This is a genomic window from Streptomyces sp. NPDC091972 (assembly GCF_044756385.1).
Classification (GTDB): domain Bacteria; phylum Actinomycetota; class Actinomycetes; order Streptomycetales; family Streptomycetaceae; genus Streptomyces.
This window is the reverse complement of the sequence record NZ_JBIVSV010000012.1, coordinates 237843-260572: the sequence shown is the minus strand read 5'-3', so window position 1 is coordinate 260572 and position 22730 is coordinate 237843. Positions and strand designations below refer to the sequence as shown.

The 22730-nt window shown below is 69.6% G+C and carries 17 protein-coding genes; 13 read left to right on the top strand and 4 right to left on the bottom strand.

Annotated elements, in window-relative coordinates; all coding sequences use genetic code 11:
* Window positions 1-123 precede the first annotated feature (123 nt).
* Window positions 124-1353: a trypsin-like serine peptidase gene (locus ACIQJT_RS31520; RefSeq protein WP_402649262.1), complete on the bottom strand. Its 1230-nt coding sequence runs from the start codon at window positions 1351-1353 to the stop codon at window positions 124-126.
* Between the two features lie 393 nt (window positions 1354-1746).
* On the opposite strand from ACIQJT_RS31520, the gene ACIQJT_RS31515 reads away from it, so the two are divergent.
* The 4 genes from ACIQJT_RS31515 to ACIQJT_RS31500 all read left to right on the top strand — a co-directional run bounded on the left by ACIQJT_RS31515 (window position 1747) and on the right by ACIQJT_RS31500 (window position 9423).
* Window positions 1747-3375, top strand: a complete 1629-nt coding sequence (locus tag ACIQJT_RS31515) for a diaminobutyrate--2-oxoglutarate transaminase family protein (RefSeq protein ID WP_402649260.1) — start codon at window positions 1747-1749, stop codon at window positions 3373-3375.
* Window positions 3376-3901: 526 nt separating this feature from the next.
* A complete protein-coding gene (locus tag ACIQJT_RS31510; RefSeq protein WP_402649258.1) occupies window positions 3902-5905 on the top strand; it encodes an IucA/IucC family protein in 2004 nt (667 codons plus the stop codon).
* Between the two features lie 39 nt (window positions 5906-5944).
* Complete coding sequence (locus ACIQJT_RS31505) at window positions 5945-6937, top strand: GNAT family N-acetyltransferase (RefSeq protein WP_402649256.1); 993 nt, start codon at window positions 5945-5947, stop codon at window positions 6935-6937.
* 416 nt (window positions 6938-7353) lie between these two features.
* Window positions 7354-9423 carry an ATP-dependent DNA helicase gene (locus tag ACIQJT_RS31500; RefSeq protein ID WP_402649254.1) on the top strand — a complete coding sequence of 690 codons (2070 nt, stop codon included), beginning with the start codon at window positions 7354-7356 and terminating at the stop codon, window positions 9421-9423.
* A 144-nt stretch (window positions 9424-9567) separates the two neighbouring features.
* On the opposite strand, the gene lexA is transcribed toward ACIQJT_RS31500, so the two are convergent.
* Complete coding sequence (gene lexA / locus ACIQJT_RS31495; RefSeq protein ID WP_365456399.1) at window positions 9568-10347, bottom strand: transcriptional repressor LexA; 780 nt, start codon at window positions 10345-10347, stop codon at window positions 9568-9570.
* 561 nt (window positions 10348-10908) lie between these two features.
* On the opposite strand from lexA, the gene nrdR reads away from it, so the two are divergent.
* From nrdR to ACIQJT_RS31480, 3 genes are all read left to right on the top strand, one after another.
* Window positions 10909-11487, top strand: a complete 579-nt coding sequence (nrdR, locus tag ACIQJT_RS31490; protein ID WP_402649252.1) for a transcriptional regulator NrdR — start codon at window positions 10909-10911, stop codon at window positions 11485-11487.
* 162 nt (window positions 11488-11649) lie between these two features.
* The gene (locus ACIQJT_RS31485; RefSeq protein ID WP_402649250.1) at window positions 11650-14550 is read left to right on the top strand and encodes a vitamin B12-dependent ribonucleotide reductase; all 2901 of its coding nucleotides are present in this window, start codon (window positions 11650-11652) and stop codon (window positions 14548-14550) included.
* 141 nt (window positions 14551-14691) lie between these two features.
* Window positions 14692-15399: a DUF6215 domain-containing protein gene (locus ACIQJT_RS31480; protein ID WP_402649248.1), complete on the top strand. Its 708-nt coding sequence runs from the start codon at window positions 14692-14694 to the stop codon at window positions 15397-15399.
* A gap of 4 nt (window positions 15400-15403) precedes the next feature.
* Here ACIQJT_RS31480 and ACIQJT_RS31475 read toward each other — a convergent pair whose 3' ends face one another.
* Window positions 15404-15928, bottom strand: coding sequence for a TerD family protein (locus ACIQJT_RS31475; protein WP_365456411.1), 525 nt, complete (start codon window positions 15926-15928; stop codon window positions 15404-15406).
* A gap of 149 nt (window positions 15929-16077) precedes the next feature.
* On the opposite strand from ACIQJT_RS31475, the gene ACIQJT_RS31470 reads away from it, so the two are divergent.
* From ACIQJT_RS31470 to ACIQJT_RS31460, 3 genes are all read left to right on the top strand, one after another.
* Complete coding sequence (locus ACIQJT_RS31470; protein WP_365456414.1) at window positions 16078-16683, top strand: YdbC family protein; 606 nt, start codon at window positions 16078-16080, stop codon at window positions 16681-16683.
* 119 nt (window positions 16684-16802) lie between these two features.
* The gene (locus tag ACIQJT_RS31465) at window positions 16803-17462 is read left to right on the top strand and encodes a histidine phosphatase family protein (RefSeq protein ID WP_365456417.1); all 660 of its coding nucleotides are present in this window, start codon (window positions 16803-16805) and stop codon (window positions 17460-17462) included.
* A gap of 11 nt (window positions 17463-17473) precedes the next feature.
* Window positions 17474-18379 (top strand): ADP-ribosylglycohydrolase family protein, encoded by a 906-nt coding sequence (locus ACIQJT_RS31460; protein ID WP_402649244.1) that lies wholly within the window; start codon window positions 17474-17476, stop codon window positions 18377-18379.
* 290 nt (window positions 18380-18669) lie between these two features.
* Here the strand turns inward: ACIQJT_RS31460 and ACIQJT_RS31455 are convergent, their stop codons facing one another.
* Window positions 18670-20217, bottom strand: a complete 1548-nt coding sequence (locus tag ACIQJT_RS31455; protein ID WP_365456423.1) for an MFS transporter — start codon at window positions 20215-20217, stop codon at window positions 18670-18672.
* A gap of 187 nt (window positions 20218-20404) precedes the next feature.
* Between ACIQJT_RS31455 and ACIQJT_RS31450 the strand changes: the two genes are divergently transcribed.
* The 3 genes from ACIQJT_RS31450 to ACIQJT_RS31440 all read left to right on the top strand — a co-directional run bounded on the left by ACIQJT_RS31450 (window position 20405) and on the right by ACIQJT_RS31440 (window position 22528).
* The gene (locus tag ACIQJT_RS31450; RefSeq protein WP_402649241.1) at window positions 20405-21028 is read left to right on the top strand and encodes a TetR/AcrR family transcriptional regulator; all 624 of its coding nucleotides are present in this window, start codon (window positions 20405-20407) and stop codon (window positions 21026-21028) included.
* Between the two features lie 82 nt (window positions 21029-21110).
* Window positions 21111-21812 carry a ribonuclease HII gene (locus ACIQJT_RS31445; RefSeq protein WP_365456429.1) on the top strand — a complete coding sequence of 234 codons (702 nt, stop codon included), beginning with the start codon at window positions 21111-21113 and terminating at the stop codon, window positions 21810-21812.
* A 68-nt stretch (window positions 21813-21880) separates the two neighbouring features.
* On the top strand, window positions 21881-22528 hold the full coding sequence (locus ACIQJT_RS31440) for a hypothetical protein (protein WP_365456432.1): 648 nt from the start codon (window positions 21881-21883) through the stop codon (window positions 22526-22528).
* The last annotated feature ends 202 nt before the right edge of the window (window positions 22529-22730 follow it).

Here is a 22730-nt window from a genome sequence, read left to right as displayed (position 1 = left end):
GGTCTACGGCTGGCGGCATGTGCGATCCGCTTCAGGTCAATGGCAGGCGGCACGGGCAATCCGCTTCAGGTCACCGGCTGGCGCATGGACGATCCCCCGAGCGCCCGTGACGACCGGCAGTCGTCACTGTCCCGCGAACTTCCCGCTGACCGCGTCGTACACGCCCTCGGCCACCTCTCCCAGCCGGGGCCCGGCCAGCCAGCCCGCGTTCACCGGCCCGATCGAGGTGTTGGACACCAGCGCCGGCCGACCGTCCACGCCGGTCGCGACCCAGCCGCCGCCCGACGAACCACCGGTCATCGTGCAGCCGATCCGGTACATCGTCGGATCCGAGACGTTGACCGACAACCGTCCCGGCCTGTCCTGGCACTGGTACAGCGTCTCCCCGTCGAACGGCGCCGCCGCCGGATACCCACTGGCCGTGATGCTCTCCACCTGCCGCACCGCCGGCGCGGCGAAGTCCACCGGCAGCGCCGAACCGACCGTCTCCTCCAACGACTTGCCCGTACCGCCCTCCTCCGGCGTCACATGGATGACGGCGAAGTCGTACGGGGCACCGTCCCCGCCGGTCGGGCCGCCCTGCGCGATCCACTGGTCCGAGGTCCCCGCCCAGTCGGCCCACCACACGCCGTACGGAGCGAGCTCCTCCTCGGTCGCACCGGCCAACTCCTCCGCCCCGAGAGCCTGGTCGTTGTACGACGGCACGAACGCGAGGTTGCGGTACCAGCCGCCGCTCCTGCCCGCGTGCACACAATGCCCCGCCGTCCACACCAGGTTGGACCGGCCCGGGGCGGCCGGGTCCGCCACGACCGTCGCCGAGCAGACCATCGTGCCTTCGGGGGAGTCGAAGAACACCTTCCCCGCCTCGGGAACCCTGTCGTGGTACGTAGGAGACACGGCCTTCGCGTCCACCGGCGCCGGCTCGGGATCGGTCACCCCCTGGTCATCCGAGAGGCCGCTCTCCTGGACACCGCGGTCGGGATCCTCCGCCTCCCGCATCCGCTCCGGGTCCCACAGTCCCTCGATGACGGGGTTGATGTAGTCCTGGGCCTCGCGCAGCCAGTCGTCCCGGTCCCAGTCCTTCCAGGCGCCGTCCTTCCACCGGTCGACATCGATCCCGTGCTCCTTGAGCCTGTCCCTGATGTCGTCCGGGATCGTGATCTTGCCGTCCCCCTCGGACGTGGCGGAGGCGGAGGCCTGCGCGTTCGCGTCCGGATCGCCCGAGCCGCAGCCCGTGGCGGTCAGCGCGAGCACGGAGGCGAGGGCCATGGCGGCCAGCACGGAGGGGGTTCTGCGGCCCGCACTCTTTCCGCCTTCACCGCGAGCCCTCGACGACAGTGGTTCGGATCCCATGCTCCGCCTCCCCCTGGTGTGGACGAACCCGGCACCGGAACCGGGGACTTCCCGCAGACGCCCCGCGAGCTCACCCCCGGCACCGCCCCTTGGAGCGCCATCACACACTATGCGCCCGCTATGGGGGACTTCCGACGGAACCGCAACAGTTTCGTCATGTCAAAGATCTTCGGACAACCCGTAACCCGGTGCACGGTCCGGGGTTGGTAGCGGTGGGGGCTTGCTGCCGGCGGACGGCTCGGTCCCCCACGCCCCAAACCCCGCCGGTTTCCCGACAGTCGGGGCATCGATGTGCCGGGAAGTCGAGCAAAGGGTCACGGGGCTCCGTATGTCGGGGCGGGCGAGTCCGCGAGGGAACCGCTTGCCCCTGCACAGCGCGACGACGGGAGAACCATGGCCGTGACCGAGACCGCACCCGGGGAGGCCACGGCGGAGCCCACCGCCGACGCCGAACCGTCGCCGGCCCGCTCCACGCACGAGGGGATCCTGCGCCGCCAGTCGGCCCGCGAGTCGGCGGCGCGCACCTACGCCCGCGCCCTCCCGATCGTCCCCGTACGCGCCCGCGGCCTGACCATCGAGGGCGCCGACGGCCGCCGCTACCTCGACTGCCTCTCCGGCGCCGGCACCCTGGCCCTCGGACACAACCACCCCGTCGTCCTGGAAGCCATCCGCAAGGTCCTCGACTCGGGCGCCCCCCTCCACGTCCTCGACCTTGCCACCCCCGTCAAGGACGCCTTCATCACCGAACTGTTCCGCAACCTCCCCCCGGGACTCGCCGACCACGCGCGCGTGCAGTTCTGCGGACCGGCCGGCACCGACGCCGTGGAAGCCGCCTTCAAGCTCGTACGCGCCGCCACCGGCCGCAACGGCCTGCTTGCCTTCGCCGGCGCCTACCACGGCATGACCGCCGGCGCCCTCGAAGCGTCCGGCGACGCCTCCGACGGACGGGTCGCCCGGCTGCCCTACCCGCAGGACTACCGCTGTCCTTTCGGCGTCGGCGGCACCCACGGCGCCGAACTCGCCGCCCGCTGGACGCAGTCCGTCCTCGACGACCCCAAGTCCGGGGTGCCGCTGCCCGCCGGGATGATCCTCGAACCCGTCCAGGGCGAGGGCGGGGTCCTTCCTGCCCCGGACGAGTGGATGCGTCGCATGCGCCGGATCACCGCCGACCGGTCGATCCCCCTCATCGCCGACGAGGTCCAGACGGGAGTCGGCCGCACCGGCGCCTTCTGGGCCGTGGAGCACAGCGGCATCACCCCCGACGTGATGGTCCTCTCCAAGGCCATCGGCGGCAGTCTTCCGCTCGCCGTCGTCGTCTACCGCGACGACCTCGACGTCTGGGAACCCGGCGCCCACGCCGGCACCTTCCGCGGCAACCAACTCGCCATGGCCGCGGGCACGGCCACGATGGCCTACGTCCGCGAGAACGACCTCACGGCCCGAGCGGCCACGCTGGGGGCACGCATGCTGGAGCAACTCCGGTCGCTGGCACGGGAGTTCCCCGTGATCGGTGAGGTGCGGGGGCGGGGGTTGATGATCGGGGTCGAGATGGTGGAGGTGAGCGGCGCGGAGGGCGCGAGCAGCGCTGAGGAGAGGCGCGGGCTCCTTGGACCGAGTGGCCTCGTCGGGTCTGGTGGGCTCGGTGGGACCCATGAGGCAGGTGGTCTGTCGCGCCCGGTCGGGTCGGGTAACGCGAGTGGAGGTGGAGGGAGTGGAAGGGGTGGAGCGGGTGGAGCGGGTGGTGTGGATGGAGCGGGTGACGCCGGTGCCGCGGTGCTGCCCTGGGCCGTCCCATCCCCTCGCCCCGCCGCTCCGGAACTCGCCGCCGCCGTCCAGCGGGAATGTCTCCGACGTGGCCTGATCGTCGAACTCGGCGGCCGTCACGCGAGCGTCGTCCGCCTGCTCCCGCCTCTGACGATCACCGACGAACAGGCGATCGCCGTCATCGACCGCCTCGCCGACGCCGTGGCTGCGGTGGCCCGCGATCACGGCCGTGGCGAGGGTAGGCGCCGGGAGCATTGAGGTGGGGATCGGGGCAGAGGGGTGGGGCAGCTGGGGACGGGGGTGGGGCAGCCGGGCGCAGGGGCGGGGCAGCTGGTCGCACCCACATCGGCAACCGGAGTGACCTGCCCACCCGAAGTCGACGGGACGGCTTCCCGGGGCGGGATCTGTGTCCAGCGCCGAGAGCTGAGCCGAGCTGTGGTCGGGATCGGGGTCCATCACTGGGATCGCGCCTGGGGGGAGCTGGTGCGCTGACCGGAGTCGAGGCGGGGAGTGGAGCTGGTGCGCTGACCGGAGTCGAGGCCGGGATCGGAGTCGGGGCCAGGTCAGAAGCCGGAGTCCGAGCCGCCCCCACCGCAGGGACCACCCGTCGCTCCCGAAGAACCGCCATCGTCCAGCAGGTTGCTCAAGGAACCCCAGTTGCCCAGCCTTGGCACGAGCACGTCGGCCTGCCACCCACAAGGCAACAGCAGCTCCTGAGGCAAACCCCCACGGAACACCCCCGAGCAACAACCCCGAAGCAGAACCACCCCGAGGAACACCGACCTTGAACATCACCCCCACCCCCCGCAACTCAACTCCCAGACTCCCGCTCGACAACTCCGACGCTGCCCCCTCCCCGCAGCACCGTTCCCGCCCCGCCCACACCCCGTCTCAGGGCGGGCCCCCCGAACAAGAACTTCTGCGCATTGTCACCACCGACCCCCTGAACCACTCCGATCCGCACACCGCAGCCGAAGCCGCGACCGTGGAGAACCTGCTCCGCTGCTGGGTCCGCGAGACCGGCCTGCCCGCCCCCGCCGACGGCACCCTCCGCATCCCCCTCCCCGCCACTGGCACGTCCCTCCTCGTCCCCGTCCACTACTGGTCCCCGACGGGATGGCACCGCTTCGGCCACCCCCGCCTCGCCGACGCCTCCGACCAGGCCCCGCCGGCCGACGCGGTCACGGTCGCCGCACTGCTCACCCGCGAGTCGGTGCGGACGGAGACCCCTGCCGCCACAGGCGGAGCCGAGCTCGTGGCTCGTGTGGCCGACTCCGCCCGCCGCACCGCCACCTTCGTCTGCGAGCGCCGCAAGGACCCCGACGACGGCCCTGACCTCTTCCTCACCGCCGAGCAGGCACTCGTCCTCGGCCACCCTCTGCACCCGGCACCCAAGAGCCGAGAAGGTCTCTCCGATGCCGAAGCGGCCCTGTACTCACCGGAACTGCGCGGCTCCTTCCGCCTGCACTGGCTGGCTGTCGACCCCTCCCTCCTCGCCACCGACTCGGCCTGGACCGAACGAGGCCGTCCCGTCACCGCCCCTCAGCTCACCCAGCGACTGGCCGGCCCCGACCTCTCGCTGCCCGACGGACGCACAGCCCTGCCGCTGCACCCCTGGCAACTGCGCGAGGTCCGGCACCGCTCCGAGACCGCCCCGCTCTTCGACACCGGACTGCTCCAGGACCTGGGCGCCCACGGCGACCCCTGGCACCCCACCTCCTCCGTACGCACTGTGCACCGCTCCGGTGCCCCCGCCATGCTCAAGCTGTCCCTGGGCCTGCGCATCACCAACTCCCGCCGCGAGAACCTCCGCAAGGAACTCCACCGCGGTGTCGAGGTACACCGGCTCCTTCGCAGCGGCCTGTCCAGGGAGTGGCAGGCAGCGCACCCCACGTTCGACATCGTCCGCGACCCGGCCTGGCTCGCCGTCGACGGGCCCGACGGCGATCCCGTCCCCGGAATCGACGTAGTGATCCGGCACAACCCCTTCACCCCCTCCCATGACGTCACCTGCATCGCCGGACTCGTCTCACCTCGCCCCGTCGCCCGAGCCGGCGCCACGGAGGACGGTCAGGGCAGGAGCCGGCCGGACAGAAGTCGTCCCGGGAGGGACCCTCAGGGCACGGACGGCTCGGGCAAGGAAGGCCCGGAGACGGACAGGCCGGCCTGGCGGTCCCGGCTGGCCGAGATCGTCACCCGCCTCGCCGCCCGCACCGGCCGTCCGCGAGGCGCCGTGGCCGCCGAGTGGTTCCTGCGCTACCTGGAACACGTCGTCCGCCCGGTGCTGTGGCTCGACGGGGAGGCGGGGATCGCGCTGGAGGCACACCAGCAGAACACGCTGGTCCTGCTGGACGGCGACGGCTGGCCCGCCGGTGGCCGCTACCGCGACAACCAGGGCTACTACTTCCGTGAGTCCCGGCGGGCGGAACTCGACGCCCGGCTGCCCGGCATCGGCACACACAGCGACACCTTCGTCGCGGACGAGGTCACCGACGAGCGCTTCGCCTACTACCTCGCTATCAACAACGTCCTCGGTCTCATCGGCGCCTTCGGATCCCAGCACCTGGCCGACGAACGGCTGCTGCTCGCCGCTTTCCGCCGCTTTCTCACCGACGCGGCCTCCGGGCCCTCCCCACTGCGCACCCCGCTTCCCGGCCACCTGCTCGACTCACCCGTCCTGCGCTGCAAGGCCAACCTGCTGACCCGTGTGCACGGCCTGGACGAACTCGTCGGCCCGGTCGACACCCAGTCCGTCTACGTCACCATCGCCAACCCCCTTCACTCCTGAGGAACATGACCCGCCCCGCCTTCTGAGAGGAGCGCCCCCGTGTCTCCCACCGACGCGACCGCCGACGCCGTTTCCACCCCAGTGCCCGACGTCGGCGACGGCACCTGCCCCAGCCGGGGCGAGGACCACACCGCCCGGACCGACCACGGGGGCACCGGGGACCGCACCACCGCCCAGGGCGCTGAGCGGAGCACCCGCTGCGAGGACACGGAGGGCGGCACCATCCGGCCAGCTCACCGCAGCGCCGACCACGAGGACACCCTCGACCTGCGTCTGTCGGACGAACTCATCGCGCTCATCGAGACGGGTCGCTCCGGCTCGGGCGTCGGCGCAGGCGACACCGACACCGACACCGAGACGGACACGGGAACTCGACAGGCGCACGGGCGTGCGCACGGGCAGGGGCACCACAGCCGACACATCGGCGTCACACCCTCCGCCTCACTCCGACCGGACGCCTACGACCTCCTGGACGGAATCGCCGAATGGGGGCCGATCACGACCCCGGCGGGCGTGTTCCAGCTCGTGCCCGTGCGCATCGAGCGGGACCTTCCCCTCGTCTCCCGCTGGATGAACGACCCCGCCGTGGCCGCGTTCTGGGAGCTGGCCGGGCCCCAGAACGTGACGGAGGAGCACCTGCGGTCCCAACTGGACGACGACGGACGCAGCGTTCCCTGTCTAGGCGTGCTGGACGGTGCACCGATGAGCTACTGGGAGATCTACCGGGCAGACCTGGATCCGCTGGCCCGCCACTATCCGGCCAGACCGCACGACACGGGTATCCATCTCCTCGTCGGTACCGTCGCCGACCGGGGGCGAGGTCTCGGCAGCACTCTCCTCAGAGCCGTGGCCGATCTCGTACTCGACAAGCGACCTGCCTGTGCCCGCGTCGTCGCGGAACCCGACCTTCGCAACATTCCGTCCGTCACCGCCTTTCTGAGTGCAGGGTTCCGCTTCTCCTCCGAGGTGGACCTGCCCGCCAAGCGGGCCGCCCTCGTGATCCGCGACCGTTCCCTGCGCGACCTGATGTAGCAACGCGTCATCGTGCAATCACTTTTGGTACACCGCCGGTGCCGGGTCGGTTCCCACCCACCGCAGAATTTTTTCCGCCGGTTCGCAGCGGGCGGTTGCCGCCACACCGCCCCGCCACACCGTTCCGCCACACCGCCCCGCCACACCGCCCCGCTCCGCCGGTAAGCGAACGAAATTTGGTCGCCGCTTGATCGAAGTCGGTCCTGATTGGCTCCCACCGATCCCGGCCCGTCCCTATCGGACCCGACCCGGCCGAAGTCGAACCGATGCGGACTTTCGTGATCTGTTGCGATCCGATCTGGAGCCGCTCCGACCTGCACCCCTTGCCTCTCCGAGGAGGTCCCGGTCTTGATCCCGCCTCTCGTCCCCGCCTTGATCACCCCTTTGTCAGTGCTGAGCCGTAGGGTGGTCGCGCTATGACGAAGCCCTCACTCCCCGAACTCCTGCATGCTGCCGTCACTGCCGTCGGCGGCACGGAGCGCCCCGGCCAGGTGACCATGGCCGAATCCGTCGCGGACGCGATCGACGACGGTTCCCACCTGCTGGTGCAGGCCGGCACCGGTACCGGAAAGTCGCTGGGCTACCTCGTGCCCGCGCTCGCGCACGGGGAGCGGGTCGTCGTCGCGACGGCAACCCTGGCCCTGCAAAGACAGCTCGTCGAGCGCGATCTGCCGCGCACCGTCGACGCGCTGCACCCGCTGCTGCGCCGCCGTCCGGAGTTCGCGATGCTCAAGGGCCGGTCGAACTACCTGTGTCTGCACCGCCTCCACGAAGGCGTCCCGCAGGACGAGGAGGAAGGCCTCTTCGACCAGTTCGAGGCCGCCGCGCCCAGCAGCAAGCTGGGCCAGGACCTGCTGCGTCTTCGGGACTGGTCGCAGGACACCGAGACCGGTGACCGCGACGACCTCACGCCGGGTGTCTCCGACCGTGCCTGGGCGCAGATCTCCGTGTCCTCCCGGGAATGCCTGGGAGCGAGCAAGTGCGCGTACGGCGCCGAGTGCTTCGCCGAGATGGCCCGCGAGCGCGCCAAGCTCGCCGATGTCGTCGTCACCAACCACGCGCTGCTCGCGATCGACGCCATCGAGGGCGCGCCCGTCCTGCCCCAGCACGAGGTGCTGATCGTCGACGAGGCGCACGAGCTGGTCTCCCGGGTCACCGGTGTCGCCACCGGCGAGCTCACCCCCGGCCAGGTCAACCGCGCGGTGCGCCGTGCCGCGAAACTCGTCAACGAAAAGGCGGCCGACCAGCTCCAGACCGCCGCCGAGGGCTTCGAGCGGCTGATGGAGCTCGCGCTGCCCGGCCGGCTGGAGGAGATCCCCGAGGACCTCGGCTACGCGCTGATGGCCCTGCGGGACGCCGCCCGTACGGTCATTTCCGCGATCGGCGCGACCCGTGACAAGTCGGTCCAGGACGAGGACGCGGTCCGCAAACAGGCGCTCGCCTCCGTGGAGTCGGTGCACGACGTGGCGGAGCGGATCACCAACGGTTCGGAGTGGGACGTCGTCTGGTACGAACGCCACGACCGTTTCGGCGCCTCCCTGCGTGTGGCCCCCATGTCGGTGTCCGGCTTGCTGAGGGAGAAGCTGTTCGCCGACCGCTCCGTGGTCCTGACCTCGGCGACCCTGAAACTGGGCGGCGACTTCAACGGCGTGGGGGCGTCCCTGGGGCTCGCTCCGGAAGGAACCGAGGGCGAGGACCTGCCGAAGTGGAAGGGCCTCGACGTCGGCTCGCCCTTCGACTACCCCCGGCAGGGCATCCTCTACGTCGCCAAGCACCTCTCGCGCCCCGCGCGGGACGGCGACCGAGTGGACATGCTCGACGAACTCACGGAACTCATCCAGGCGGCCGGCGGTCGCACCCTGGGACTCTTCTCCTCCATGAGGGCAGCCCAGCTGGCGGCCGAGGAACTGCGCTCCCGTATCCCGGAGTTCCCCATCCTCCTCCAGGGCGAGGAGACACTCGGCGAACTGATCAAGAACTTCGCAGCCGATCCCAAGACCTGTCTCTTCGGCACGCTGTCGCTGTGGCAGGGCGTCGACGTGCCCGGCCCCAGTTGCCAGCTCGTCGTCATGGACAAGATCCCGTTCCCGCGCCCCGACGACCCCTTGATGAGCGCCCGCCAGAAGGCGGTGGAGGAGGCGGGCGGCAACGGCTTCATGGCGGTCGCGGCCACGCACGCGGCCCTGCTCATGGCCCAGGGCGCCGGCCGCCTCGTACGCGCGTCGGGAGACCGTGGCGTGGTCGCCGTACTGGACCAGCGGCTGGCGACGGCACGGTACGGCAGCTATCTGAAGGCGTCACTGCCGGACTTCTGGTACACCACGGACCGTAACCAGGTACGGAAGTCACTGGCGGCGATCGATGCCGCGGCGAAGGCCGCGGAGGCTGCGGAGGTCGCCGCGGAAGCGGAGAAGGCCCAGGCGGAGCTCGCCCCCGAAGCCGCCGAAGCCGAGGAAGCCGAGGAGGCCGAGGCGGAGCTCGGGTGAACGCCTGTGGGCCTGACCCGGCGTCGGGTCAGGCCCACAGGCGATGCGCGCAGCGGCCCGTCATCGGGGCCGAAGAATGCAGGGCCCCGGAACCGGCGCAGGGGTTCCGGGGCCCGGTCGGGACGGCGAGGCCTTCCGCGGTGCTCAGACGCGCCGCAGCACCGCGACTACCTTGCCGAGGATGGTCGCGTCGTCGCCCGGGATCGGCTCGTACGCGGCGTTGTGCGGGAGGAGCCAGACATGGCCGTCCTCGCGCTTGAAGCGCTTGACGGTGGCCTCGCCGTCGAGCATGGCGGCCACGATGTCGCCGTTCTCGGCGACGGGCTGGCGGCGCACGGTGACCCAGTCGCCGTCGCAGATCGCGGCCTCGATCATCGAGTCACCGACGACCTTCAGCACGAAGAGCTCACCGTCACCGACGAGCTGGCGGGGGAGCGGGAACACGTCCTCGACGGATTCCTCGGCGAGGATCGGGCCACCGGCGGCGATCCGGCCCACCAGCGGGACGTACGACGCGGCGGGCTTGCCTGCGGTGTCCGTGGGCTGCACCGAGGCGCCCTGGTCCGAGCCCCGCACCTCGTACGCGCGCGGGCGGTGCGGGTCGCGGCGCAGGAAGCCCTTGCGCTCCAGTGCCATGAGCTGGTGTGCGACGGACGAGGTGCTGGACAGGCCCACCGCCTGGCCGATCTCCCGCATGGACGGCGGGTAGCCGCGCCGCTGGACGGAGTCCCTGATGACCTCGATCACCCGGCGCTGCCGGTCGGTGAGTCCCGAGCTGTCGGCCCGGATGCCTGGAGGTCGGCCCGGCAGGGAGCGCTTGTGCCCCTCGGGATTCACGCCTTCGTTCATCGCATGCACCGGCTCGAGTCGGCCCTGGGTACGGTCCTGGGCAGTGATGGTGGCACTGTCTGCGGTCGTGGTCACGTCGGCCCCTCTCGATGGTCTCCCTGCTGGACAACGGTAGTTGCTTTCGAAAGGTTGCGCCAAACACACGTTCGAGTGAAAAATCGCGAAGCGCCTGACGCGATCACGTGTCTGGGTGTATGGCTAACGCGCCGCCTGCCGAACAAAAGGGCCCATTGCTGTACTCTTCACCGCCGGATGGCGACCTCGCCGGTTGTTGCCCCAGTCTGCCATCCGGTGCCCCGTCGGCCCCGTACCGGCTCTCATCTGTGCGGGAATCCCACGTCCCCTCCTTGTGGCGCCCACGGTATCTCCGCATGCGCCGCAGCGATACGGCTGTGCGCCGTGTTCGCCGGGAGCCGGGACGGTCGTATGGCACACGCCAATACGGGCGCGACACGGGTGTACGGCGTGTATGGCGTGCCAATCCCTACATGTAGTGCTTGGATTGCTACAGCAGCCCAGAAGTTGTGGTCCCCCGGGTCTTCACGCCCGCAGCGATCGCCTATGCTTGGGGCTGCTTCGAGGGGCCCATGGGGCTCAGCGAGGCTATTGAGTCTGCTGTGAGGAGGTTGGGAGTTCATGCACTGCCCCTTCTGCAGGCACCCCGACAGCCGCGTCGTCGACAGTCGTACGACCGACGACGGCACGTCGATCCGCAGGCGCCGCCAGTGTCCGGACTGCTCCCGTCGTTTCACGACCGTGGAGACGTGCTCGCTGATGGTGGTCAAGCGGTCCGGGGTCACCGAGCCCTTCAGCCGCACCAAGGTCATCAACGGTGTGCGCAAGGCGTGCCAGGGACGGCCTGTCACCGAGGACGCGCTCGCCCAGCTCGGCCAACGGGTCGAGGAGGCGGTGCGGGCCACCGGAAGCGCCGAGTTGACCACCCATGACGTGGGGCTGGCCATACTCGGCCCGTTGCAGGAGCTCGATCTCGTCGCATATCTGCGATTCGCCTCCGTGTACCGGGCGTTCGACTCGCTCGAGGACTTCGAGGCCGCGATCACGGAGCTGAGGGAAGACACGGGACCCCCCGCCGCGGACGACGAGGACCGCGGCGAGGCTGAGGGCGGCGACGAGGCCGTCGTGGGGAGCCAGGAAGACGATCGCGGGCCCGGAGGGACTGCTCAGGTCCCCGAGCCCGCCCGCGCCGCCGACTGATCGGCGGGCCGGACCGGGTCAGCACCCCGGACCGGCCGGACGGCGGCGAACCAGGACCTGTTGCGGGCGGTAGCGAGTGGGTGCCCGCAATACCAGACAGAACACCGTGCCACGGGAACAACGGGGCACTTCAGGGCGTTTACGCCCGTACAGGGAGGCGGCATGACAGAGACGGCGAGCGGTCCGGCACGGAGTTCCCGCGCCAAGGGCACCAAGGCGACTGCGAACAAGGGCCTGCGCATCGAGCGCATCCACACCACCCCCGGCGTGCATCCGTACGACGAGGTGGAATGGGCGCTTCGTGACGTCGTCATGACCAACTGGCGCGACGGCTCGGTCAACTTCGAGCAGCGTGGCGTCGAGTTCCCCGACTTCTGGTCGGTGAACGCGGTCAACATCGTCACCAGCAAGTACTTCCGCGGTGCCGTCGGCACCCCGCAGCGCGAGGTGAGCCTCAAGCAGCTCATCGACCGCATCGTGAAGACGTACCGGAAGGCCGGCGAGGACTACAAGTACTTCGCCTCGCCCGCCGACGCGGAGATCTTCGAGCACGAGCTGGCGTACGCCCTCCTGCACCAGATCTTCAGCTTCAACAGCCCTGTGTGGTTCAACGTCGGCACGCCCCAGCCGCAGCAGGTCTCCGCCTGCTTCATCCTGTCCGTCGACGACTCCATGGAGTCGATCCTCGACTGGTACAAGGAAGAGGGCATGATCTTCAAGGGCGGCTCCGGCGCCGGCCTGAACCTCTCCCGCATCCGCTCCTCCAAGGAACTGCTGTCCTCGGGCGGCAACGCCTCGGGTCCCGTTTCCTTCATGCGCGGTGCCGACGCCTCCGCGGGAACCATCAAGTCGGGTGGCGCCACGCGCCGCGCCGCCAAGATGGTCATCCTCGACGTCGACCACCCCGACATCGAGGACTTCATCGAGACCAAGGTGAAGGAGGAGGAGAAGATCCGCGCCCTGCGCGACGCGGGCTTCGACATGGACCTGGGCGGCGACGACATCACGTCCGTCCAGTACCAGAACGCCAACAACTCGGTCCGCGTGAACGACGCGTTCATGAAGGCCGTGGAGCAGGGTGGCAAGTTCGGCCTGACGTCCCGCATGACCGGCGAGGTCATCGAGGAGGTCGACGCCAAGGCGCTGTTCCGCAAGATGGCCGAGGCCGCCTGGGCCTGTGCCGACCCGGGCATCCAGTACGACGACACCATCAACCACTGGCACACCTGCCCGGAGTCCGGCCGTATCAACGGCTCGAACCCCTGCAGCGAGTACATGCACCTGGACAACACGTCCTGCAACCTCGCCTCGCTGAACCTGATGAAGTTCCTGAAGGACGACGGCAAGGGCAACCAGTCCTTCGAGGTCGAGCGCTTCGCGAAGGTCGTCGAGCTCGTCATCACGGCGATGGACATCTCCATCTGCTTCGCGGACTTCCCGACCCAGAAGATCGGCGAGAACACGCGCGCGTTCCGCCAGCTCGGCATCGGCTACGCCAACCTCGGCGCCCTGCTGATGGCGACCGGCCACGCCTACGACTCCGACGGCGGCCGTGCCCTCGCCGGCTCCATCACCTCCCTGATGACCGGCACGTCGTACAGGCGCTCCGCCGAACTCGCCGCGGTCGTCGGCCCCTACGACGGCTACGCCCGCAACGCGCAGCCGCACCTGCGGGTCATGAAGCAGCACGCCGACGAGAACACCAAGGCCGTCCGCATGGACGACCTGGACACGCCGATCTGGGCCGCCGCCACGGAGGCCTGGCAGGACGTGCTGCGCCTCGGCGAGAAGAACGGTTTCCGTAACGCCCAGGCGTCCGTCATCGCCCCGACCGGCACCATCGGTCTCGCGATGTCCTGCGACACCACCGGTCTTGAGCCCGACCTCGCGCTGGTCAAGTTCAAGAAGCTGGTCGGCGGCGGCTCGATGCAGATCGTCAACGGCACTGTCCCGCAGGCCCTGCGCCGCCTGGGCTACCAGGAGGAGCAGATCGAGGCGATCGTCGCCCACATCGCCGAGCACGGCAATGTGATCGACGCCCCCGGCCTCAAGCACGAGCACTACGAGGTGTTCGACTGCGCCATGGGCGAGCGCTCCATCTCCGCGATGGGCCACGTCCGCATGATGGCCGCGATCCAGCCCTGGATCTCCGGTGCGCTCTCCAAGACGGTCAACCTGCCGGAGTCGGCGACCGTCGAGGACGTCGAAGAGGTCTACTTCGAGGCCTGGAAGATGGGCGTCAAGGCGCTCGCCATCTACCGCGACAACTGCAAGGTCGGCCAGCCCCTCTCCGCGAAGACCAAGGAGAAGGAGAAGACCGAGGTCACCGAGAAGACCGAAGCGACCATCCGCGAGGCGGTCGAGAAGGTCATCGAGTACCGCCCGGTCCGCAAGCGCCTCCCCAAGGGCCGTCCCGGCATCACCACGTCCTTCACGGTCGGCGGCGCCGAGGGCTACATGACCGCCAACTCCTACCCGGACGACGGTCTCGGCGAGGTCTTCCTGAAGATGTCCAAGCAGGGCTCCACCCTCGCGGGCATGATGGACGCGTTCTCCATCGCGGTCTCCGTCGGCCTCCAGTACGGCGTGCCGCTGGAGACGTACGTCTCGAAGTTCACCAACATGCGCTTCGAGCCGGCCGGTATGACGGACGACCCGGACGTGCGGATGGCGCAGTCGATCGTCGACTACATCTTCCGTCGCCTGGCGCTCGACTTCCTGCCGTTCGAGACCCGCTCCGCGCTCGGCATCCACTCCGCCGAGGAGCGTCAGCGCCACCTCGAGACCGGCTCCTACGAGCCGACCGAGGAGGAGGTCGACGTCGAGGGTCTGGCGCAGTCGGCGCCGCGCGCCCAGGAGCTGAAGGCGGTCGCCACGCCCAAGGCCGAGGTGCAGGCGGCCAAGCCCGCCCCGCAGCAGGCCCACACCAGCGCCGAGCTGGTGGAGATGCAGCTGGGCATCCAGGCGGACGCCCCGCTGTGCTTCTCCTGCGGTACGAAGATGCAGCGGGCCGGTTCCTGCTACATCTGCGAGGGCTGCGGTTCGACCAGCGGTTGCAGCTGATCTGAGCTAGCTGTCCAGGCGGTGCGGTCGGATCCCGACCGCACCGCCTTCCTGCTTTTCCGTTTCTCCACCGGACGATCACACGTTAGGCTCCCCCAGCGCACGACCGGCGCGAACGGCAGGGTGGGGGACACGGGGAACATGGCCGAGCAGCAGACCGCCGACGTGGCGGAGGGCGTGAGACAGCCGGAGAAGGCACCGAACGAGTGGGGACAGGCCCTGGCGGCACTCGTGCTGGTCGGGGGACTCGCCGCTCTTGTGTTGTCAGGGACCTTTCAGCAGGAGCCCGGTGATCCCGAGCCGGCCGAGTGTCACACGTCGGACGACGCCCGGCCGTCGAAACCCCTCTCGGGCATGCGGTTGTGCACGGCGCTGAACCGGGCGGACCTGCCCACACTGCTCGGCACGCCGACCGACCATGCGATGACCGCCAGCGGCAACGAGACCGTGGGCGACTGGGCCGACGGCACCAGGACCGTCACACCCGAGGCGGAGGTCCAGCTCTCCACCTACTCGGTGAAGCTCTCGACGTCCGAAGACGACATCCCCGTGGCCGAGATGGCCGGCCTCCTCGGGAGTTCGGCGCAGAACCGGACGGTGGGCGGGCACCCGGCGGTCCTCTACTCGAACCGGACCATCGCCCTCAAGTTCCACCTCGGTGGAGGCAAGGTCGACACCGGCCCCGGCGGCATCGCCCGCAGCCTGCTGGTCGCCAAGGACACCGAGGACGGCGGCGGGTTCTACGAGGTCTCGCTATGGCGTCAGGACGACGTCCTGCCCGATGACCTCGCCTTGTTCCGTGTCGCCGAGACCGTGCTGCCGACGGTCCCGGGCTGGACCGCCGGCTGACGCGTCACGCCCGGCCCATGCTCCGGGTGAACGTCGCGGGGTCGTCGTCGAAGCCGGTGATCCCCGGGTGGAAGTCCCAGGTGCCGTCTTCCTGGCGCACGAACTCCGCGACCTTCGCGGCCGTGGCGCCGAGGACGCCGCCGAAGTCGTCCTCGGCCAGGACCGTGTAACCCTCTCGTATGCGCAGGCCCGGGTTGACCACGCCGACAAAGGTGCGGTGCGCGGAGCGCTGCTGGATGACAGTGCCGACGACCACGCGCGTGTACCGGGCGTCCAGCCGGTCGAGTTCGAGGGTCATGACCTCGTCCCAGCCGAAGCCCTTGCCGTCCTTGCTGTCCCGGTTGAGGTAGATCGTGCCGTCGGGTGAACGGCTGTCGAAGTGCACCACATAGGCGGGATCACCGTACGGATCGCCCGCCACGTAGGTCGCGGCGACGATGTCCAGGTCGGTGGCCGGCTGCCCTGCCGGACTCGGATCCCACTTGAGCGAGACCTCGACCTTGCGGATCCCCTTGTTGATGCCGCTCACCAGAAATTCCCCTTCCCCCTGCGCCCGCGGCCCGAACTGCCGGTCAGGCAGGACCGGTTGTCCATCCTGCCACGCGCGTCTGTCACTCGTGGGTCACCTCTGCCGCCGAGCGTGACCGGCGCCACGCTCCGTGGCCTTACCATGGCGCGGTGCTGGTCAAGTGGATTCGCTGCACCGTGGTGGACCGCCGCGGGTTCGAGCGGGGGCAGCGAAAGTGGGCGGGGCTTCTGGGAGAGCCGGGGTTTCGGGGACAGGGCGGAGGCTGGAGCCGGGGGCGGCAGGGTGTGGCGCACATCTTCTCCTTCTGGGAGAGCCGTTCCTTCTACGACTCCTTCATGGCGCGTTCCCACGACCGGCTCGCGGCGGCCCAGTCAGGCACGTTCAAGGACATCCAGGTCAAGCTGTTCGACTACCGCTTCGACGTGAAGACGGGCTTCGAACCCCGCTTCACCGACGCCGATCTGGTGCGGTTCGCCCACTGCCGCGTCCATGAGGAGCGGGCGGAGCACTTCACCCTGATGCAGGAGAAGGTCTGGAACCCGGCGATGGCCGGCTCGCCCGGCATGATCCGGGGCCTGTTCGGAGAGGCCCCGGGCAACGAGTTCCTCGTCCTCTCGATGTGGCGGTCGGCCGCCGAGCACGGCAAGTACCGCACCGAACGCGTGGAACGGCTCGCGCTGCGGGCCCAGACCGAGGCCGACGTCGCCGCCCTCACGGGTGACATCGTGGACCTCGAACCGGCCTGGACGGTTTGAGATCCCGACTCACCAGAAGTGCGCCTCCGGGTGGACGATGGTGCGGGAAATGTGTGACCTACGCCGTATGGAGCCCGTACGAGTGCTCGATACGACCTCTCCCGATCTAGGGTCTTGGCATGGCACGACCACGGCGAATCGTCCTTGTCCGGCACGGGGAGTCAACGGGCAATGTTGATGACACCGTGTACGAACGCGAGCCCGACCACGCCCTGGCCCTGACGGAACGGGGCTGGCGGCAGGCGGAGGAGACCGGTAAACGGCTGCGAGAGGTGCTGGGCCGCGAACGCGTCAGCGTGTACGTCTCCCCCTACCGCCGCACCCACGAGACCCTGCGCGCCTTTCATCTGGACCCCGAGCTCATACGGGTGCGCGAGGAACCCCGGCTCCGGGAGCAGGACTGGGGGAACTGGCAGGACCGTGACGACGTACGTCTCCAGAAGGCGTACCGCGACGCCTACGGGCACTTCTTCTACCGCTTCGCCCAGGGTGAGTCCGGGGCCGACGTGTACGACCGGGTCGGCGGCTTCCTGGAGAGCCTGTTCCGCAGCTTCGAGGCGCCCGACCATCCGCCGAACGTCCTGATCGTGACGCACGGCCTGGCCATGCGACTGTTCTGCATGCGCTGGTTCCACTGGACCGTCGCCGAGTTCGAGTCGCTGTCGAATCCGGGGAACGCCGAGATGCGGATGCTCGTTCTCGGGGACGACGGCAAATACGCACTTGACCGGCCCTTCAAGCGCTGGCGGGAGCCGGAGCCGTACGGGATCACCGATTAGAGTGCAGTCCGATGACCGCTGACTCCGCCACCGACGACCGCCTGCACCGCGCTCTGTCCAGTCTGCGTGGCCTGGCCGTGGGAGACGCGCTGGGCTCGCAGTTCTTCGTGCCGGTGAACTACCCCCTGCTGAAGAATCGAGAGCTGCCGCCCGGTCACTGGCAGTGGACGGACGACACCGAGATGGCCTGCTCGGTCGTGGCCGTGCTGGCCGCCCACCACCGCGTCGACCAGGACGCCCTGGCCCGCTCCTTCGCCGAGCACCACGACTTCGACCGGGGCTACGGACCCGCCGTCAACCGGCTGCTGCGGCTGGTCCGCGAGGGCGGTGACTGGCGCGAGCTCGCCGCGGCCCTCTTCAACGGGCAGGGGTCCTGGGGCAATGGCGCCGCGATGCGTATCGCGCCGCTGGGAGCCTTCTACGCCGACGATCCGGAGCAGGCGACCCACCAGGCCGAGATCTCGGCGTACCCCACGCACCAGCACCGGGAGGCCGTCGTCGGCGCCATGGCCGTCGCCGCGGCCGCCGCGCTGGCCGCCGGCCCCGGCGGTCCGCCCAGCCCCGGTGCGCTGCTGGACGGTGTCATCGCGCTCGTCCCGAAGAGTGCCGTCGGTGCGGGGCTGCGGCGGGCCCGCGACATGCTCGACTACGGCGACGCCTCCACCGTGGCGGCTGTCCTGGGCTCCGGGCGCCGTACGACGGCCCATGACACCGTGCCGTTCGCCCTGTGGTCAGCCGCCCGGTCCTTGGGCGACTACGAGGAGGCGTTCTGGACGACCGCCCAGGTCGGCGGTGACGTGGACACGAACTGCGCCATCGTGGGCGGTGTGCTCGCCGGAGGCGAGGCCGGAACGCCTCCCGCCGAGTGGGTGCAGCGCACCGAGGCGTTCCCGGAGTGGTTGAGGGCGTCGGTGTAGGAGCCGCCGACCCTACCCCGCACCGACCGACCTCGATCACATCCTCGAAACTCTCCGTGCATGTCGGGAACTCTGTGTAACCGGGCGCTCGTTGTCATGACAGTCGCCTTGCGACGAGCGGGTCAGTACGCGGAATGCACACGAGAGGGCGGGGTGTGGTGATGGGGTGGTCGGCGCTGTTCGTTCTGCTGTGCCTGGTCCTTTTGATGCGGATGGCCGGACCGTCGTCCTCGCCGTCGATTCCCCGGATCTGGTCCGGCCATCCGCGGCTCATCGGGAAACCGGTCCCGTCAGCCGATACCCGGGCCCGCCGTGCCGGCGAGAGCCTCCAGGTCGCTCTTGCGGACCTTGATCACCAACCAGGCGCTGACGAGGGCGAGTACGGCCATCGAGGCGGCCGCCACGAAGCCCGAGGAGATGCCCTGGGCGAGCACCTCGTGTCCCCACGGGGCGGGGAGCTGGTGCGTCTTGGCGAACTCGGCCTTCTGCTCCGGCGAACCGTCCGCCATGAAGTGCGGGAGTTGCTTCTCCGCCTCGTCCTTGCTGGCCGACCCGAACACCGTCGTCAGGATGGACAGGCCGAGCGAACCGCCCACCTGCTGCGTGGTGTTGAGCAGCCCGGAGGCCGCGCCGGCCTCGTGCTGGGCCACACCGGAGACTGCGGTGATCGTCAGCGTCACGAAGTTCAGGCCCATGCCGAAACCGAAGATCAGCATGGGGCCGAGCACCCCGCCGACATAGGAGCTGTCGGAGCTGATGAGGGCCTGCCAGGCGAGTCCGGTCACGGCGAGCGCCGAGCCCGTGAGCATGAACGGCTTGGGGCCGAGCACCGGCAGGAACCGCTGCGACAGGCCTGCGCCCAGTGCGATGACGACCGTCACCGGCAGGAAGGCCAGACCGGCCTCGATCGGGGTGTAGTCCAGGACGTTCTGGACGAAGAGCACGATGTAGAAGAACATGCCGAACATCGCGGCGGCGAGACTCAGCATGATCACGTACGTGCCCGAACGGTTGCGGTCGGCGAACATCCGCAGGGGAGTGATCGGCTCCTTGGCGCGCGACTCGATGAAGGCGAAGGCGAGCAGGAGTACCACGGCCGCACCGAAGGACCCGAGGGTCAGGTTGTCGCGCCAGCCTTCGTCCGCGGCACGGATGAAGCCGTAGACCAGCAGGGCCATGCCTCCTGTGGAGGTCAGGGCGCCCGCGATGTCGAAGCGGCCGCTGTGCCGTTCGGACTCGCTGATGTACAGCGGCGTGAGGACGGCGATCAGCACACCGATGGGCACGTTGACGAAGAGCACCCACCGCCAGTCGAGCCACTCGGTGAGCATGCCTCCCGCGAGGAGGCCTATGGCGCCGCCACCCGCGGAGACCGCGGCGAAGACTCCGAACGCCCTGTTCCGCTCGGGCCCTTCGGGGAACGTGGTGGTGATCAGCGCCAGCGAGGTCGGCGACGCTATCGCGCCGCCCACGCCCTGCAGAACCCGGGCGGCCAGCAGTTGCCAGGGCTCCTGGGCGAGACCGCCGAGCAGCGAGGCGAAGGTGAACAGCAGGATGCCGGTCATGAAGACCCGGCGGCGCCCGAGGATGTCACCGGCGCGGCCGCCCAGAAGCAGCAGGCCGCCGAAGGTGAGCGTGTAGGCGCTGACGACCCACGTGAGGTCGGTGGTGCTGAACTGGAGAGCGTCTTGAATGTGCGGCAGCGCGATGTTCACAATCGTCGCGTCGAGGACCACCATGAGTTGGCAGGCCGCGATGACGGCGAGCGCGATTCCGGGGCGTCCTTCCCGGCGGGCCGCACCTGGTTTCTGATCTTTGATCAACGGAGAGGTTGTCACTATGGGTCCCCCACGAGCGCATTAGTGAACGGTGGCGTTCACTGTTGCGTCAACGGTAGTGAGTCCCCGGTAGTGAACGCAAGCGTTCACTTAAGTTTGTTGGCGCGCGGCGTGTCCCCCCTTGTCGCCGCGCGGTGTTCCGTCCCTCCCCGCAATCACCGCTTCCCTGTTCGCTGGAGACATTCAGATGGTTACCTCGCGCTGGACGGCCGCCCCCGCTCAGCCGGCCTCCCCCCGTCGGCGCGGCGCCGTGCTGGAGCGGGCGATTCTCGACGCCGCGCTGGAGCAGCTCGGCACGGTCGGCTGGAACGGCCTCACGATGGAAGGGGTTGCCGCCGGTGCCCAGACCGGCAAGGCCGCGGTCTACCGCCGCTGGCCGTCCAAGGAGGACCTCGTCGCGGACGCCCTCCGGGCCGGCCTGCCCCGCTTCGAGGAGGTCCCCGACCTCGGCGGTGTGCGCGAGGACCTGCTCGAGCTGTGTCGCCTGGCGCGCGAGGCGATGTTCTCGCGACCTGGCTTCGCGCTGCGTTCCGTCATTCACGAATGCGACCAGGCTCAGGCGGAGCGCTTCCATGCCGTGATCTTCAACGGCGTCGTGGAACCGAGCACCAAGTTGCTTCGCGAGATCATCACCCGGGGAATGGAGCGGGGCGAGGTGCGTCCTGACGCGGCGAACGACTATGTCTTCGATGCCATCCCCGCCATGATGATGTATCGCTCCAAGATGCGCGGTAGCGAATGGGACGACCAGGATCTCGAAGAGATGATCGACCAGTTCGTGCTGCCGCTGCTGCGGTCGAGCGGACGGTGAGTGCTCCTCGTGGACGTCTCGGCGCCTTCCGGGGAAACCGGGGTGTCGCCGGGTGATCCGAGCGGCGTACGCTAAGGGCGCCATGCCGTACGAACCGCCTACTCACACCGTCGAGCGCTCTCTTCGTGCCACCACCGGAGCGAAGATCATCGCAGGTGTCGACGAGGTGGGGCGAGGTGCCTGGGCCGGCCCGGTCACCGTCTGCGCGGCGGTCACCGGACTGCGCCGACCGCCCCAAGGCCTCACCGACTCCAAGCTGCTCAGCGTCAAGCGCCGCACCGAACTCGCCGAGGAACTGCGGACATGGGTGACGTCGTACGCCCTGGGACACGCGACTCCGCAGGAGATCGACGACCTGGGCATGACGGCCGCCCTGAGGACCGCCGCCGTGCGCGCCCTGGAGGCACTCCCGGTCCGGCCGGACGCGGTGATCCTCGACGGGAAGCACGACTATCTCGGTACGCCCTGGAAGGTGCGGACCGTGATCAAGGGCGACCAGTCCTGCGTGGCCGTCGCGGCGGCCTCGGTGATCGCCAAGGTCCAGCGCGACAAAATGATGGCCGAACTGGGTATCGACCATGCAGACTTCGGTTTCGCGGCCAACGCCGGGTATCCCTCACCCGTGCACAAGGCCGCGCTCGAGGTTCGGGGCCCCACCCCTTACCACCGCTTGTCGTGGGCGTATCTTGATGCGCTGCCCCAGTGGCGGCACCTCAAGAAGGCCCGTAGCTGGGCGGACGGAAGCGTTCCGAAAATCGAGGGCCAGCTCGGCTTCGATTTCTGACGATTCCGCTCGCACTGATGTGCCACCCGCTGACGCGAGCCGCGCCATCGTTTGATAAAAATCAGCCCATGCCTCTCATTCCCGAGGAGCCTCAGATTCACGAGAGTGCCCAGGGTCCCCGCGCCACTCCGGCCAGCGGCCGCACCGCGCCGACCCCCCGTCCCGTACCCGGTCCACGCCCTGTGGCTCCGCCGCGCCCCGGTCGTCCCGGCCCCCTGCGGCCCGCGCCGCCGGTGCAGCGGACGCCCCACGACGTGGCCGTGGCCAAGCCCGCAGTGCCGGGCCCCGCATCCACCCCTTCCCCCGCTCCGGTCCCGGCTTCGGCGGCCCCGCAGATCCAGCTCATCCCGGCCTCGGCCACCGGTGCGCTCGACGCTGCCGAGGAAGCCGTCGATCTCCTGCTGGAGTCGGGCCGTGCCCCCGGTGAGGTGCTGGTGATCACCACCGGCGACCAGCACCCCTGGGCCGCACATGAGCTGTCCTTCGGCGAGACCGCCTACTGGGCCCAGCACGACGCCGGTGACGACGTGTTCTACGCGGACGCCACCGCAGCCTCGCGTGCCGTGTCCCGCCCGGTGGTCGTCGTCGCCGTCAACGGGGGTTCCGCCGCGGCCGTCGCCGAGGCGCTGCCTCTGGCCCACGCCCGGGCCGGTGCCCTGCTGATCGTCTGCGGTGACCCGCAACAGATCAACTCGGTGCTGGGCGCCGGCGTCTGAGCCGGTTTCAGTGGGTCCGGAAGGACCCCGGGGGGTGAGGAAAGGTGCCGCTCACGCGGCACCTGCACGGCGAGTCCTTCGGCATGCCCGCGTCTGAACGAGCGGCCGACCCGGACCTCACCCGCCATGCCCGATCCAACGGTGTACGCCCGCCGCCACGTCATCTCGGGGACGCCCGTGTCCGGCACATGAGGTGCTGTGC

What these genes read in the sequence shown, in the direction of transcription:
- ACIQJT_RS31515 (WP_402649260.1), top strand. Translation starts at nt 1,747, where the DNA reads ATGGCCGTGACCGAGACCGCACCCGGGGAGGCCACGGCGGAGCCCACC.
- ACIQJT_RS31480 (WP_402649248.1), top strand. Translation starts at nt 14,692, where the DNA reads ATGGCCGAGCAGCAGACCGCCGACGTGGCGGAGGGCGTGAGACAGCCG.
- ACIQJT_RS31500 (WP_402649254.1), top strand. Translation starts at nt 7,354, where the DNA reads ATGACGAAGCCCTCACTCCCCGAACTCCTGCATGCTGCCGTCACTGCC.
- ACIQJT_RS31450 (WP_402649241.1), top strand. Translation starts at nt 20,405, where the DNA reads ATGGTTACCTCGCGCTGGACGGCCGCCCCCGCTCAGCCGGCCTCCCCC.
- ACIQJT_RS31520 (WP_402649262.1), bottom strand. Translation starts at nt 1,353, where the DNA reads ATGGGATCCGAACCACTGTCGTCGAGGGCTCGCGGTGAAGGCGGAAAG.
- ACIQJT_RS31440 (WP_365456432.1), top strand. Translation starts at nt 21,881, where the DNA reads ATGCCTCTCATTCCCGAGGAGCCTCAGATTCACGAGAGTGCCCAGGGT.
- ACIQJT_RS31485 (WP_402649250.1), top strand. Translation starts at nt 11,650, where the DNA reads ATGACAGAGACGGCGAGCGGTCCGGCACGGAGTTCCCGCGCCAAGGGC.
- nrdR (WP_402649252.1), top strand. Translation starts at nt 10,909, where the DNA reads ATGCACTGCCCCTTCTGCAGGCACCCCGACAGCCGCGTCGTCGACAGT.
- ACIQJT_RS31460 (WP_402649244.1), top strand. Translation starts at nt 17,474, where the DNA reads ATGACCGCTGACTCCGCCACCGACGACCGCCTGCACCGCGCTCTGTCC.
- ACIQJT_RS31445 (WP_365456429.1), top strand. Translation starts at nt 21,111, where the DNA reads ATGCCGTACGAACCGCCTACTCACACCGTCGAGCGCTCTCTTCGTGCC.
- ACIQJT_RS31465 (WP_365456417.1), top strand. Translation starts at nt 16,803, where the DNA reads ATGGCACGACCACGGCGAATCGTCCTTGTCCGGCACGGGGAGTCAACG.